We start from the raw sequence: 14,952 nt of genomic DNA on the forward strand, positions 1-14,952 counted from the left end.
CTTCCTACGTATATTTTTTCTCTAGTTTGTTGAATAACGAGTTAATAATGACGGTTGCTACGAGACATACCACAACCAAGAAGGCTGCAATCGCACTTCCGTAACCATATTTCAGGGATAGGAAGGAATTGTTGTACATCAAGGTGGAGATCACATCTGTCGCATGTGCAGGTCCGCCGCCTGTCATGACCATAATCATGTCAAACGCTTGTAAAGAACCAATGAAAGCAAGGACGATCGATATTTTGAAAATCGGAATATTCATAGGGAAAGTGATATACCAGTCAGCCTTCAGGCCTTCTGCTCCATCCAGACGCGCAGCTTCATAGATATCAGCTGGAATGTTCTGAATACCAGTAAACTGGATTAATGTGTGATAACCCAAGTACTGCCATAGGGCTACAAAATAAAGGGAGTACATAGCAATTTTCGGATCCGTTAACCACGATCTCGTCCAGCTATGTAAGTTAAGTAAATCTAGAACTTGATTGAGCATACCGCCCATTGATGCTGGATTATAAATGGTTTTCCACAATTGTCCAATGATAACTACGGATAAAATTACTGGTAAAAAGTAAGCAGAAACAAGGAAATTCGGTTTCTTGATAAAACGATTTAGCAAAATGGCTACACCCAATGCAATCGGGATTTCACACATGGAAAACACAGCAAACATTAATGTACGTTTGACAGATGGCCAGAATACAGGATCATGGAAAAGCATCGTGCGGAAGTTCTCTAAACCAATGAACTTCGAAGTGCCAATCCCATTCCATTCGAGCAATCCACTGTACATGGATACGAGAATAGGTACAAACACAAGGCCAACATAAATGATCAAACAGGGCAGTACAAACATGGCAATCGTCCACTTGGAGACTCTTAACACATTCACTTGGCTCGCCTCCTTCATGGGGTTAGATATACCCATGGGGAACTTACCCTTAGCACCTCTGAGGTGCTCTAGGTAAATTCCCTATTGGGCTACTACATCAAATCAATTTATTTCTTTTTATTTGTGTCGTAAGCTGTTTGGTGCTCTTTCGCTACAGTTGCAGGATCAACTTTTTGTACGAAAAGATTTTGAATGCTAGTTAAGTGACCTTGTGCAGTTCCTGGGTTCATTGTGTTATCAAACGCTAAGTCGCCGCCTTTAACTTTCTTGAACAAGCCAAGAACATCCATTGCCATATCGGAGTATCCAGCAGCTTTGAAGTCGCCGTCAACTTTTTGACCTACACCAACAGCGCCTTTAACTTTGAACGCTTCTTTCGGGTAGTTCAACATGAAGAAGTTTAAGAAATCTTTTGTTTCTTTCAAGTGCTTGCTATTTGCAGAGATAGCGAATGCGGATCCCGGAGCCAACATGAACTCATCAGGGTTACCTTTACCTTTAACTGTAGGGAATTGGAACACGCCAACTTTACCGTTAACGGAAGAAGTTTCGATACCGCCAGTTGCCCAGCTACCCATGTAGTACATAGCCGCTTTACCTGTTTTGAACAAGTTCTCGCCTGCGTTGTAATCAAATGAAGTTGCGCCTTCTTGGAACGCGCCAGCTTGGATCAAGTCTTCGAAAGAGCTAACAGCATCCGTGAATGCAGGATCAGCGAATGTTTTCTTACCGTCAACAACAGCTTGCAAGAATCCAGGGCCGCCGTTGGTGCGAAGCAATACGTTCATGAACAAGAAGGAACCCGTCCAGGAGTCTTTTTCACCGATCGCCATTGGCTGAATGCCTTTGGATTTCAAGATTTTTACGTCCTCAACCATTTCTTCGAAGGTTTTTGGAATATCTGCAATTCCAGCTTGTTTGAACAAGTCTTTGTTGTAGTAGATAACACCGATGTTGTTACCATCTGGCAATGCGTAAATGTTTTTGTTGAAGCTATAGAAGTCAAGAATACCGCTTTGGAACGTATCTTTAAGTCCGTTTTGCTCAACCATGTCATTCAACGGTGCAAATAGGCCTGCATCTACGAAGGGCTGCATTTGAGCAGCAGGATTCACGATTGTGATGTCCGGCACTTCTTTGGAAGCTGCTTGAGTTTTCAATTTAAGCTTTTGTTGATCCGTGTTCAAGGAATCAAGTTCGATTTTGATGTTTGGGTTTTTCGCTTGGTAATCCGCTACGATTTTTTTCAACATACCGTTTTTCGGATCAGTCGGATCCGGATATATGTTTTGGAACGTGATCGTAATGTTTTCAGCTTTTGCTGTAGCAGCTGGAGCTGTTGATGCGCCTGCAGCCGGTGAAGCCGTGCTTTTGCTATCTCCGTTAGAACCACATGCTGTTAAACTGATGGCTAGCACGCTTGCCCCAATAACTTGTAGTGCTTTATACTTTTTCACCAATGTAAATCCCCCTCGTTTGAGTGAATGTCTTTATGATCCTATTATGCCGTGTAATTGGCACCCCTTACAATGCGTGAACTTTAGGTATGATGTTTGATTTCTATAGGTTTATCTCTGCACCTTAAGTTTCCCCCTAGGGTGTTTTTTTATTATTTTAACGATATTTAACAAGAAAAAAGCGACCCCTCGGCAGCTCTCGCTGACATGGAATCGCTTGGTTAAACAGGATATTTTAGTAGGCCTTTGGCACTTCTACGCGGTTCGTGATACCGTCTTCGGTGAAGTAGATATGAACGTCAAAGCCTTGATCGTCCATGAAATACGATACGTATTTCGGTTCACCATGCTTGATCGGTACAAGCAACGTTGCGATACGATGGCTCCGAGAAGATTGAGTCCTTGCCTTCAAATGATAGTGCGGCGGCAAACCTTCGATCTCCGACTGATCGATGTCAGTGAAGCTCTGATGCTGTGTAAGCTCTAGCTCTCCAGAGGAGCAGTAGACGAAACGACCGTCCATGTCGGCCTTATGCCCTTGAACCTTAAAGGTCTGTCCATTCAGCTTCATCTCATACAAGGTCTGGAATAGCCAATCTACGGTCCCCGATTGTGCGAGGTCGATATGATCGACAACCACTACGTAAGTGCCGAAGAAGTAAAGCTCCCGCACATACCGTTCCAGGTATGGCACATATTCTTGGTATGCCGCGGTTGCATTAGCACGGGAATAGCCATAGCCTTTGCGCTGCTCGGCAATTTCGACAAAACCATTGGCCGCCATATTTAGCACTTTGTTCTTCTCAGCGTATTGACCGAGTCCGTCGATCAAAATATTATTCGTCGAGCGCGTTTGTCTTCGCCAATTCATATGCATCGTAGAGCTGAACGCCACGTAATAACCACTCTCAATGGCCAGAGGTTCGCCGTAAGCATGCAGCAAGAAGCCATTCTGATCGCCATGACTATGACTCACAGATCCGTATTTACTGCTCTTCGTGAGAAGCATAATGTGACGCTCCGGATCCGCCATATTGGAATGGAAAGCGACCCAGTCAATGTCACGGAACCATTTGACCGACTGAATATTCGCATCGGTAGGTGCGATGGCTTCAACCTGCGGATAGTCATGGCGATAGACCATTTCATCAAATCGGAAGTCCCACCACCCATAATTGTAAAACTTCATTTCTGAATCTGTATCTGTCTCGCGAACTCGTTCGAAATACCATTGATACAAACCGTTTCCTGTCACACCTGCAAATTGACGAATGTTAAAGCCCGTTTTCAAGCTGACTGGATCCCCCAATGTCGACTGATCGCCGAAGCTTGCACGCAAGGTGTCTGGGCTGAACGCATACAGTGGGAAATCACCTGTTTTCGCGAAAAATGGTCGCTTATAAAAGTTAATCCCTGTATATTTCTTCAGCAAATTCATCGCTTCCGTAACAAAAGCCATCCCCGTCGTCCAATACATCGGACCTTCGGCCCAGCCCCCATCCGGCCCGCCCCACGGCGAGTAGAGACATGCATAATATTCAAGGGTATAGTCTAACCATTCTTGAACCTCAGGCTCCTCCTGCAAAAGCACAATGCAGCATGGCACCAGCACACTGGATAAAGAGCGTACGGCGTGACTGTCGAACGGTACGTGATGAATTTTGGAATGTTCGATCACGTGTTGCGCGATTTGGCGTGTACGTTCGAGCAGCACGTGGCGAATATGCTTTCGTTCATCTTCGGATAGTTGATCATAGAGCCAGTCATAGCCCCAGGCGATGGCGCCAGCCATTCGGAAGGAAGCCTCGTCGTTATAGTCGCGACTCGTCGTCCCTTTAATGTCCCATGTACTAATGTTTAGCAGCCAGGTTTTGGCTCGATCTAATAGTGTGGCATTGTTGAGTAGCTTACCTGCTACTGCCAGATGACGTACCGCATACAAGACTTCTTGTGTATCCATATACATTTGACGCCACAATTTGGCTACTCGCTTATTTCCTGGGTAATGAAGCGGCTCGGCAATCAGATCTCGTTCGATCCAAGGTTTGACAGACTTCTCGAAGAAGACGTCAAATTCACAATAGCTTGGATCCGTCGTCAACTCGGCGCGAAAGGCTTCTACCTCCGATGCTTGCAGCCACAATCTTGGATGTTGAACAGAAACCTCTGCGTATCGGGTGGCTCTGCTTGGCAGAGGTGTTTCCGGCAAATCTGCTGGTACTTCGAAACGGCGAATGCAGCTCCATGCCGTTTGTTCGCCATCTTCTTCGAGCAATGCATAGCGCCAGTAGTATGTGCCTGCGTTGAGCGCAGCATCAGGTGTATACAAGTTATAGGGAATTGGTTGGACCGTCTGTGTTTCGGCAGGTTCGAAAGTCTCTGATTGTGCAATCTGCAGCACATAACGATCGTGCTCTAGCTGTGCAGGAATCCACGTGAAGCGAGGCGGGTTTTCCAGCAACACCGTCTTTTCGTTCGGCTCGTATTGTACAGTTAATACACCGCTCTGCGGTTCGTAAAGTGGCGATAATGACATGGATTGTTCCCCTCCAGGCTTGGTTCTGTAAGGCTTATGAGTGTTACGGAAGTAGGTGAAGCTTGATAAATTATAAGAATGAAATGAATGTGAAAATGATTGCAACTTCATAAGCTCGATGAATGCGAAAGTGTGTCCATGCGTTAGAAGTGAGTTATATAGTGTTTTTGAGTTTATGAGTTTCTGCGCGTTGAGTATATCTTTCGAACAAAAGACCGAATGACAAATTACAGAATTTGTAATCCTTTATCTGTCATTTTAACACGGACAGCCTCATTAGAAACATTAGCAACGGTTATACTGATTTCATGATCCGTTATTTGTGAAAGCTGAACTGGACTGCCTGCGCGATAGACATGAATGAAATCCGCCTTGTGGTCCATACGGCGGTGAAGCATCGCTGTAAGTGAACGATTAGGATCCACGGCATCGCCTGGTGTCTGAACAGCCACAATCTCATCTCCTGGTTGAACGAGTGCGGAGTGGAAGATGACAGCGTCTGAGTTCGTGAGGTTGTAAGAAGCTTGCAGTTCACCCGCTTCATTGCCGGCAACCCCTTCAGTCGGTACGAACCGGCTAGTAATCGGCAGTTGCTGCTCCTTGAGCGTCGTAACGTCCCCTACTTTCTCAGCGACAAGCAATTGATAACTAGCCTCTGGGTTAAGTGGTTGTTGCAAAGCTTCTACCGCTACAACAGGGTGCATCCACCATTCAATCGCTTGCGGTTGATCACCAGAAAGCTCAACTTGGAACCAGTCCAACATCCAATCCTCCGTAAGCAAAAGATGTCGATTCATCGTACAGCCTTCGTAGCCTTCCATTGATTGCAGCCAAGCGTAAACGGAAGACGCTGTCGATTCATAGTGCTTCAGGCGCCCTTCATGCGGCGCTTGCGATTGACCTGCCAGCGAAACCGTGTTGTGGCTGGCTGTCTCTGCGAACCACGATCTGCGCATGGACGAGCCGTAAGGCACCATCCCCAGATCGGGTGTTAGGGTTTGATCTTGGTGCATCAACGTCAGATGTAGCTTGTCGTAGTGGCCGTGGGAACCGCCGTGCTCGCCGAAATCGGCGAGGAACGACAGCGGGTTCCCCGCGATGCGGCCGATGACGAAGCCAGCGTCCGGCCAGAGCCGAGATCCGCGAGGCTCTGAGGTAGCGGCGCGGTCAGCGCCTCCGCCGTAGAGCAGCGCCTCAAGCTGCTCGTTTCCGGCAGCGCCTAGCTGCCTGTAGGCTTCGCGCAGCACCTTCGCGAGGCCGGAGATGCCGTAGATCGCGAGCCCCTGCTCAGCGATCTCGGCGATTTCGCGGGCGTAAGGGCCCCGCTCAAGCGGCCCGTCATGCAGGGCCGGCAAAGCGCCCTGGTCGTCGGCTAAGTCGGCCAACGCTTCGAGCATGCCGCGCATGGACTGCCCCTCTGCGCCAGTCGTGGCGTAGAGATCAATGCCGAAGCGCTGCGCCATTTCGGCAGCGATGAGATAGGCACGAAGCACGAATACATGGTAATACGTGCTTCCTTCGAATTCGAATTGATCGGCTTTCACGCCGATGGATAAATGATGAATGAAGCCGCCTTGGCCTTCAATAAGCGCTTCAAGTAGCGCTTGCTCGCCACGAGCCGCGTACACACAAGATAAGGACGCATTCAGCCAAGCGGTATAGTTGTTCTCCGCATTGTTCCGCTCATGGATCAAAATATGCCGGTACTCCTCCATACTTCCCGCCAACAAACCTAAGAACACGTCGATTGCTACTTGCTCCTTCGCGTCAAAGGTAATGCCTCCATCGCGAAGCAGTAAATAGGCTCGTATCAGCGTTGTAGACCAAATTGCCTCCGTCAGTGCTTGGTGGAAGGCACGTCCCTTAAGCATCCAGCTCTGTGCTTCCGGATGCACCGGGTAGTGCGGGAATTGCTCCGCATACTCGACAAGCAAACGTTTACTAATCTGTGCATAGGAAACATCACCCAGCGCTGCATAAACAGCGGCCGACTGCAACGCCACTCGTGCCAAGGACTGGTGTTTAAAAACGAGCCAAGCACCACGGTAGGCATCACCTGTGATCACACACCCGTGTGGGCACAGAAATTCTGAAGCATCTACAAATCTTTCATCGAACGTCAGTTCGGTATGATGGTGTGGACAAACATACTGGTGCCACCAACCACCAGGTTCTTTAGGAACGATCAGGCTGCCTGCTTGCTGCAGCCTGTCGATTTCTTCTTTAAGTTTGTGAGCGGTTTGACCCGCCCACGTCAATGTCTCTACTTTAGCGGCCAAAGGGATCGCGGTACTCATCGCATCATCATCCCGCCGTTGATTTCAATCGTTTCACCTGTTACATAAGCAGCTAAATTGGAAGCCAGGTAAAGAACTGCGCCAGCTACATCATCTGGTGTTCCTTCACGTTGCAGTGGAATGCCATTAATTGTTGCTTGGCGCGCAGCATCCGTCGTGAATGTCGCATGGAACATCGTGTTGCCGATGAAACCCGGTGAAACGTTGTTCACGGTGATACCACTTGCCGCAACTTCTTTGGCCAAACCTTTAGAGAACGTAAGCACTGCTGCTTTACTTGCCGCATACACACTTCCACCTGGTCCGCCACCATTATGTGCAGCTACAGAAGTCATATTGATGATTCGGCCGTAGCCTTTTTCTTTCATACCTGCAAGGACGCGTTTGGATACGAATACCGTGCTTTTCAAGTTGACATCCATGATGCGATCGTACATTTCCTCGGACATATCTACATTCGGAACGCGTTGTACAAGGTGACCCGCGTTATTCACTAGAATATCGATTGTTCCACCAAGCGCTTGCTCAACTTCGTTCACTAGTCTGTCGATTTGCTCCACATTCGTTACATCTGCTTGTACAAGTACCGCTTCCCCACCTAAAGCTTGGATTTCAGCAACAACTTCCTGGCCTTGTGCTACATTGTTCAGGCAGTTCACGCCTACTTTCGCACCGTTGCTAGCCAATGCTAGTGCAATCGCTCGTCCAATCCCTGCATTCGATCCTGTTACAAGTGCTATTTTCCCCGTTAAGTTAATGTTCATTGTGGTATCCTCCCATGGATGTAAAACTTATTTTTTATTTGAATCGCTGCTTATGCAGCGTAACTACCTGTGCAATTCTAATGGACATGAGCGCAGCTATTTCTAAAAAGAGAGACAGTATCCTCCTGTAACGGACACCAGCGCAGCTATTTACGGTTTGGGGCAAAATTGTGCGCCAAACAGGAGAATAACGGCCGTGTTGTCCGTTAGAGCATGTGAATCCCGCTAAAAGACCGAATAACGTCCCCTGTGTCCGTTAGACGAGGCGGCGGGTACGGGGCGAATGGGCAATCCGTGGGCAGAGACGGGAAAAGGGTTCGGTTTGCTCCCTGTCACCCGCGCAGCCGAGGCCGCGCTGTCTCCGGCATCGTCATCGTGACACAGGTGCCGCGTCCCCACTCGCTGTCAACGGACAGCCCGTAGGCTTCGCCGAACACCATTTGAATCCGTCGATGGACGTTCATCAGACCGATGCCGCCACCACGCTTGGTCCCGGTGCTCGCTTCTTCCGGCTCCGCCAAACGATTCTCCTCCAGCTTCCTGCGTAACTCAGCAAGTCTTTCGGGCTTCATGCCCGTGCCGTTGTCCTCGATGAAAACTTGGAACAAACCGCCCTCTTTGCGAGCATCGATACGAATGGTATGCCGCTCTTCCACACCATCTGGAAAAGCATGTTGAAAAATATTTTCAATCAACGGCTGTAACGTCAAGCGGACCATCTTTTCTAGCAGCAGGCTTGGCGGGATCGCTACATCAATCTCGAATTCCCGCTCCGTACGATGCTGCAAAATAATCATATAGTTCCGTACATGATTCAGCTCATTCGCAACCGTGATTTCCTCTAGGTTGGTCTGAACGGAGTAGCGAAGCATGAAAGCCATGGCCTCAACCATCTCCGTGATTTCTCCCGAATCCTGAACAATGGCGTAGCAGTTGATCGTTTCCAGTGTGTTGTATAAGAAGTGCGGGTTAATTTGCAGCTGCAGCGACTGAAATTCGGCCCTCTGACGTTCCAGCTTGGTCTCGCCAAGCTCGAGCGCGTTTTTCTGCTGCTCCAGCTCGGCCTCATATACACGCTCGATCATATCCGATAGACGCGTTACCATCAGGTTGTAGCTGTGAATGAGTCCACCCATCTCATCCGTTCTCCCCGCGTCCTCGATATACTGCCAGTTCCCTTTCTCCGTCTCCCGCATGCTGTCTTTGAGATCCCGAATCGGCTTAATAATGGAGCGACCAAAGCTAGAAGCAAGCACAAGTGCAGCAGCCAATGTAACCAGACCTACAATGATCGTCGTTGTTCGAATCGTGTTGGCAGGTCGGCGCAGCTCCTGCACCGGCATAGAGGCAACAAGGTTCCAATCGGAGTAGCCCGATTTCCTCGACACAAACATACGTTCTTCGCCATTATATTTGGACAAAAATGTTTGATTTCCACTTGTCAGCACCTGCGAAGCTAACTCATCCTGTGATTTGCGTTCACTCATCGTACGTGGATAAATGTAGTTGCCAGTGTCATCCACAATGAAGAAAAAGCCTTCTTTCCCCAAGCTAACACGGTCCCACGTCTTCGCAAGTTCATCTAGCTTGATTTCAATGGCGACAACTCCGCGGTTGGCATCCCCATAGGATGGACCCCTCACTTTGCGAGCCATCGTGACAACGGACCCTTCATCAACAGGACGGATACTCATATTGAGCAGCGCAATTTTGCCATCACCTGGCGTTGATTTCATCAAGTAGTCGAACTTTTCACGAACAAGCACTGGATCGAAATTCAGCAGGTTCTGATTCTCATAAATAACAGATCGACCGTGCTGACCCACGACGTAGCTCATGTTTAGCTGTTTATACAGGGTAATGACGGAAGTGACCGAAATTCGGGCGAATTCCTTGATTTTTTCCGAATACACATAGTATTCATAACCATCATCTGGCTTGATTTCCATGAATGCCCGCACGTCCGAATTCGACGAAAAGGCATTGCTGAGCAGCTCATACGCCTGTAAATAGCTATCCGTTTGATAGTTCGCACTATCGACCATCTGCTCCATATATTGCTTAACTTGATCATCCAGCGCTCGTGAAGATTGCACATAGGACACAGCCCCAACGGACACCAACGATAGGACGATAACGATAAGAAAATACGCATAAATTTGACGCGATAGCGACTTTCTCTTCATTACCGGATCCCCATTCGCTGACGGTATTCCGAGGGTAGACAGCCTTCATACTTTTTGAACGTTTTGGTAAAATGCGGATGATCCGCATACCCAACCTCACCGGAAATATCGGTAATGCGCCAATGCGGCTGCTGCAGCAGCTTTTTCGCCTTCTCCATACGTCGACGCGTTCGATACTGAACGAAGGTTTCTTGCGTGTTTTGCTTAAACAATTGGCTAAAGTAGGAAGGATTCAATCCAATGAATTCAGCTACCTCTTCTAAGGAAACTTCCTCCGCCAGATGCTTCTCCATATACTGTTTCGCTTCTTCAACAGGGTCCTTCTGCTTGCCTTTGCGCTTGCTCTTGAGCTCTTGCAGCAGCGCTTTCACAGAGGACGTAAACCACAGCCACACATCTTCCTCGCTGAGAGAAGCAGAAATCTGGGGCTCTTCCTGAATCATATACACATCGCGGACTGTAAGCCGCCCATGTACAAGGGTATAAATCTCCTGCACAATATCGCTCATGCGATTGAGTTTTAGTTTATAAGTACCTAGCTCCGCTTTGATCTCCTCGAGATCCCGGTCAAGCTCCTCTTGCTGCAGCATCCACACCGCTTGCTCCAAACGAGTAGCCCAGCTCTCTAGCTTCGTGACTGCGACAAAAGACTCCGAACTGACCTTGCTTTTATTCAGAATGAGCTTCTCTAACACGAGCTGAAACCCCTTAATGTTGACTGGCTTCAACAAATATTCTTTGACCCCGTAAGACACACACTTCTGCGCGTACTCGAAATCCCCATAGCCGGAGATCACGACCACTTGAATGTCAGCATCCATCTCGGCAATTTGTGAACATAGCTCCAGACCATCCATCTTCGGCATGCGTATATCGGTAAAAAGGAAATCAGGTCGTTCCTCTTGGATCCGCTGCATTGCGACAACACCATTCTCAGCCGTTCGCAAGCTTTCAATGGGCAGCCCCGATTGTTCCACAAGCTTCTGTAATCCTCTGCGTATCATCGGTTCGTCATCGACAATGAGTATGCGGTACATGAGAAACTCTCCTTTCAAAATGGGATGAAATGCACGCTCCCCACGTACCGTTGGGCACGTGAGGAGGCGGCATGCTCAGGAACTGAGCTTATTTTCTTGGCATCGACACAGTCGTACCGGAATCTTTACTATTAAATTTCTCTGTTGCTTCCTTGATAACTTCGTTTCCACCTTTGGACTTCCACTCTTCCAATACTTTCGGCCAGTCGGAAATTGGTTCTTTACCATAAACCATTTTCACCATGTGGGAAAGAATAACTGGAGGCGCTTGGTCGGAAAGCGGTGAAATATCAGGGTTCTTCATCAAAGATTCTAGACGAGGCTCAAAGTTGATACCATCGCGTCCTTCATTCTTCAATGTCGTGTCATACACGTTCATCAATTTCTTACCATCTTCTGTCAAGCTAAGTGTACCCTTATTATAGGTTGTATCTTGGACAAGCCACAAGAAAGATTGACGGTAACGCTCTTCATCGACTGCAGCTGGATCTGTTGGTGCTTTGTAGTCGATTTTACCATTAGCTTCTGTATACGTGTCGCCTTGGATACCGAATGTGAAGAATTTCTCAGCTTCATCGGACATCATCCAGTCGAAGAACTTAATAATTTGCTCAGCATTTTTCACATTTTTGTTGATGAAGTAAGCACGCGGCGCTGGTCCATACAAGTAGTGACCACCTTTACCGTCAGGTCCAGTCGGGGAACTGATAATTTCGATATCGCCCGTTGGCACTGTTGCTTTCAGTTGTGTCTCCCATTGCAGCATTTCATTGGCGTTCATGGACCACATACCTGCTTTACCTGCAAGAATCGTGTTTTTGAACACAGTCGCATTGATGGTTGCGAATTCTTTGTTGATCAAGCCTTCGTCAAACATCGTTTTGTACGTTTGCAGGGCTTTCGTCATGTTCTCTGTATCAAAGAATTTCGGCAGGATTTGATCGCCAGACTTCTCGAACATCGACAGGTACGGATACACATCATAAGCACCGAAGAAGGAATCAGCATACTTAAAGTTCTCACGGCCCATGTATGGGTTCTCAACACCCATTTCTTTGAACTTACGCAGAACAGCCATATACTCATCAACCGTTTTCGGCACACCTAAACCTGCTTTGTCTAGCAAATCTTTACGGATAAAGATCGAACGACGGGACGGATTGGACAAGTACTCCGGAATCGCATAGATTTTACCGTTGTACGTTACGTTATCCCAAGCGTCTTTCGGAACTTTTTTCAACAAATTTTGACCATACTTCTTCAGCAGCTCATCTAACGGTTGGAATACGCCTGCTTTTACAGATCCCGCCATTTCCTTCCCGTTCACGCCACCACTGCCTTGTACGACGTCAGGGATGTCATTTGTTGCAAACATTTGGATCATTTTTTGTTCATATTCTTTGTGTGGAACAAGCACGATATTCATATCGGAGTTAGTTAGTTCTTCGAGCTTTTTCACCCATTTGTCTTGATTAATATCAGGCGATTTCTCAACATGTCCGAAAGCAAGTGTACGTAAGGAAATAGAGAACTTTGTTTTTTCTGCTGGCTTTGTGCTAGCAGCTGTAGTCGCACCAGCATTTGATGCCGGTTTATCCTCAGTCTTGGAAGAAGAACAAGCAGCCATCACACTGGCCATTAATACGACAGCCATCGTCGTGGGAATCCATTTTTTCATTTCTACCCCTCTTTTCATATCGACTAAGTAACTAACACTTTCATACCCTCATTGTAAAAGCGTTTACAATTAGCGACTATGGACTGTCTTTAGTTCGAATTGTCTTTTTTTTAGAATTGTGTAAAAAGAGTTAAAAAGTAGGTTTTTTGTATAAATCTGTCGACACCGACTAGGATTTAACCGACCCAACCATCATACCTTTAACGAAATGACGTTGTAAGAACGGGTAAATAATAATGATCGGAAGCGTTGCGATAATGATCGTCGCCATTTTGATGCCTTCTGGATCCATGTGAGCAAGTCCACTGAACTGGGAGGCGTTCGGATCAATACTAATGTCCTCGGATACAATCAGTTGACGGAGCTTTACTTGAAGCGGCCATAGTGCAGGCTTATTTACATAGTACAATGCAGCTTGAAACGTATTCCAATGGCTGACAGCGTAGAAAATCCCTAGAGAAGCCATAACCGGTTTGGATAGCGGCAAAACAATATTCCAAATCATTCTGAGCTCGGAACAGCCGTCGATTCGTCCTGAGTCAATCAACTCACTCGGAATTTGCATGAAAAACGAACGCATAATGAAGAAGTTAAAGGCACTGATCGCACCTGGAATCATTAAAGCCCAGAGCGAGTTCGTCAGGTGTAAATTTTTCATCAAGATAAAGTTAGGAATGAGCGGCGCTGTGAAAACCATCGTAATCAAAACCATAATAACAATCACATTACGGCCGGCATACTCCGGACGCGATACTGGATAAGCGAGTGAGGCGGTCGCGATCAGATTGATGAGTGTTCCCACTACAGTAATATACACGGTTACTCCGAACGAACGCCAGATTGCCGCATCACTAAATACATATTGATAATTGATCGATGTAAACTGAACGGGCCAGAACAATACCTTCCCATTCACAATAGATTCCGAAGAACTGAACGATTGAGCCAGCACGTTTAAGAACGGCAGGAGCATCGCTAACGATAGGAGTGATAGAAATAATATATTAAAGCCGTTAAACACTTGCCAGCCGGCTGTCGGCTTGCGATTCATATAGCGTTCACCTCCGTCTTAGTACAAGCTTTCACCCGTTGTTTTTTTGCTTAAAATATTACCTGTTACAATAAAGATCACGCCTACAACGGCTTTGAAGAGTCCAATTGCTGTCGTATAACTAAATTGTTGACCTTGTAAACCTTGCGCATAAATATACGTATCTAGAATTTCGCCACTTTCTTTGTTAAGCGGATTCAAGAATACATAAACACGCTCGAAGCCAAAGTCAAGGAATTTACCAATGTGTAAGAGGAACAAAATCATAATTGTCGGCAACAAGGAAGGCAGTGTAATTGATATTGTTTGTCTCCACCGATTGGCGCCATCTACCTCAGATGCTTCATATAGATCGGGATTAATCCCCGCTAGTGCCGCTAGATAAATGATGGTACCATACCCGGAATCCCGCCAGATACCTGAGGAAATCAACACGGTACGAATCCACGATTCTTCACCCATGAAATAAATAGGCTCAAAGCCTAACCAAGTAATGAAGTGGTTGACTGCTCCTGTAGACGGGGATAGAATACCGATCGCAATCCCGCTCACGATAACCCAGGACAGGAAGTGAGGCATGTACACGACCGTTTGAAGAATACGTTTGTACACCACGATGCGCAGCTCGTTCAAAAGCAATGCGAGAATAATCGGCGCTGGAAAGCCTAGCAGCAAATCATAAACACCGATGAGTACCGTGTTTTTCAAAATATTAAGGAAATCATAGTGTGCAAACATCCGGGTAAAATGCTCAAGGCCAACCCACTTACTGCCTGTGAAGCCGTCGAAAATGTTGTAGTCCTGAAAAGCAATAACGGATCCTAGCAACGGCACATATTTGAAAACAATAAAATAAATAATGCCCGGCAGCGATATTAGATATAGCGCCCTATACTTCCAAAACGTACGCAGCAAGGACTTGCCTTTGCTCATCTGCTTACGTCCACTCATTTGCTTTACCGCTTGTGCGTTGACCGCCATCCTCTGGCCCCCCTCACTAATCTTCGTCGATGTTATAGGTCTATCGTACCCTGATACAGCGCTTTCAACT

At 47.0% G+C, this 14,952-nt stretch carries 10 protein-coding genes; all 10 read right to left on the bottom strand.

The features are described from left to right. Window positions 1–4: 4 nt before the first annotated feature. The 10 genes from L6I86_RS31340 to L6I86_RS31385 all read right to left on the bottom strand — a co-directional run bounded on the left by L6I86_RS31340 (window position 5) and on the right by L6I86_RS31385 (window position 14,852). Window positions 5–895, bottom strand: a complete 891-nt coding sequence (locus tag L6I86_RS31340; RefSeq protein WP_236292579.1) for a carbohydrate ABC transporter permease — start codon at window positions 893–895, stop codon at window positions 5–7. A 107-nt stretch (window positions 896–1,002) separates the two neighbouring features. Next, window positions 1,003–2,355 carry an extracellular solute-binding protein gene (locus L6I86_RS31345; RefSeq protein ID WP_420851959.1) on the bottom strand — a complete coding sequence of 451 codons (1,353 nt, stop codon included), beginning with the start codon at window positions 2,353–2,355 and terminating at the stop codon, window positions 1,003–1,005. A 232-nt stretch (window positions 2,356–2,587) separates the two neighbouring features. Continuing rightward, a complete protein-coding gene (locus tag L6I86_RS31350; protein ID WP_236292582.1) occupies window positions 2,588–4,888 on the bottom strand; it encodes a DUF4962 domain-containing protein in 2,301 nt (766 codons plus the stop codon). 227 nt (window positions 4,889–5,115) lie between these two features. After that, entirely contained in the window at window positions 5,116–7,185 is a 2,070-nt protein-coding gene (locus L6I86_RS31355) for a heparinase II/III domain-containing protein (RefSeq protein WP_236292583.1), read from the bottom strand. Next, window positions 7,182–7,949: an SDR family NAD(P)-dependent oxidoreductase gene (locus tag L6I86_RS31360; RefSeq protein ID WP_236292585.1), complete on the bottom strand. Its 768-nt coding sequence runs from the start codon at window positions 7,947–7,949 to the stop codon at window positions 7,182–7,184. The genes L6I86_RS31355 and L6I86_RS31360 overlap by 4 nt, the downstream gene beginning before the upstream one ends. Window positions 7,950–8,281: 332 nt before the next feature. Then, a complete protein-coding gene (locus L6I86_RS31365) occupies window positions 8,282–10,135 on the bottom strand; it encodes a cache domain-containing sensor histidine kinase (protein ID WP_236292594.1) in 1,854 nt (617 codons plus the stop codon). Then, window positions 10,135–11,172: a response regulator gene (locus L6I86_RS31370; protein WP_236292596.1), complete on the bottom strand. Its 1,038-nt coding sequence runs from the start codon at window positions 11,170–11,172 to the stop codon at window positions 10,135–10,137. Before L6I86_RS31370 ends, L6I86_RS31365 begins: the two co-directional genes overlap by 1 nt. A gap of 88 nt (window positions 11,173–11,260) precedes the next feature. Further along, entirely contained in the window at window positions 11,261–12,850 is a 1,590-nt protein-coding gene (locus tag L6I86_RS31375; RefSeq protein ID WP_236292597.1) for an extracellular solute-binding protein, read from the bottom strand. 169 nt (window positions 12,851–13,019) lie between these two features. Further along, the gene (locus L6I86_RS31380) at window positions 13,020–13,901 is read right to left on the bottom strand and encodes a carbohydrate ABC transporter permease (protein WP_236292600.1); all 882 of its coding nucleotides are present in this window, start codon (window positions 13,899–13,901) and stop codon (window positions 13,020–13,022) included. An 18-nt stretch (window positions 13,902–13,919) separates the two neighbouring features. Continuing rightward, complete coding sequence (locus tag L6I86_RS31385) at window positions 13,920–14,852, bottom strand: ABC transporter permease (protein WP_235550613.1); 933 nt, start codon at window positions 14,850–14,852, stop codon at window positions 13,920–13,922. Window positions 14,853–14,952 lie beyond the last annotated feature (100 nt).

Origin of the sequence: Paenibacillus allorhizoplanae (genome assembly GCF_927798215.1) — a bacterium.
Taxonomy (GTDB): Bacteria; Bacillota; Bacilli; order Paenibacillales; family NBRC-103111; genus Paenibacillus_E; species Paenibacillus_E allorhizoplanae.

Coding starts and splice junctions, on each gene's coding strand:
- L6I86_RS31375 (WP_236292597.1), bottom strand. CDS start 12,850: ATGAAAAAATGGATTCCCACGACGATGGCTGTCGTATTAATGGCCAGT.
- L6I86_RS31360 (WP_236292585.1), bottom strand. CDS start 7,949: ATGAACATTAACTTAACGGGGAAAATAGCACTTGTAACAGGATCGAAT.
- L6I86_RS31365 (WP_236292594.1), bottom strand. CDS start 10,135: ATGAAGAGAAAGTCGCTATCGCGTCAAATTTATGCGTATTTTCTTATC.
- L6I86_RS31350 (WP_236292582.1), bottom strand. CDS start 4,888: ATGTCATTATCGCCACTTTACGAACCGCAGAGCGGTGTATTAACTGTA.
- L6I86_RS31370 (WP_236292596.1), bottom strand. CDS start 11,172: ATGTACCGCATACTCATTGTCGATGACGAACCGATGATACGCAGAGGA.
- L6I86_RS31355 (WP_236292583.1), bottom strand. CDS start 7,185: ATGAGTACCGCGATCCCTTTGGCCGCTAAAGTAGAGACATTGACGTGG.
- L6I86_RS31380 (WP_236292600.1), bottom strand. CDS start 13,901: ATGAATCGCAAGCCGACAGCCGGCTGGCAAGTGTTTAACGGCTTTAAT.
- L6I86_RS31385 (WP_235550613.1), bottom strand. CDS start 14,852: ATGAGTGGACGTAAGCAGATGAGCAAAGGCAAGTCCTTGCTGCGTACG.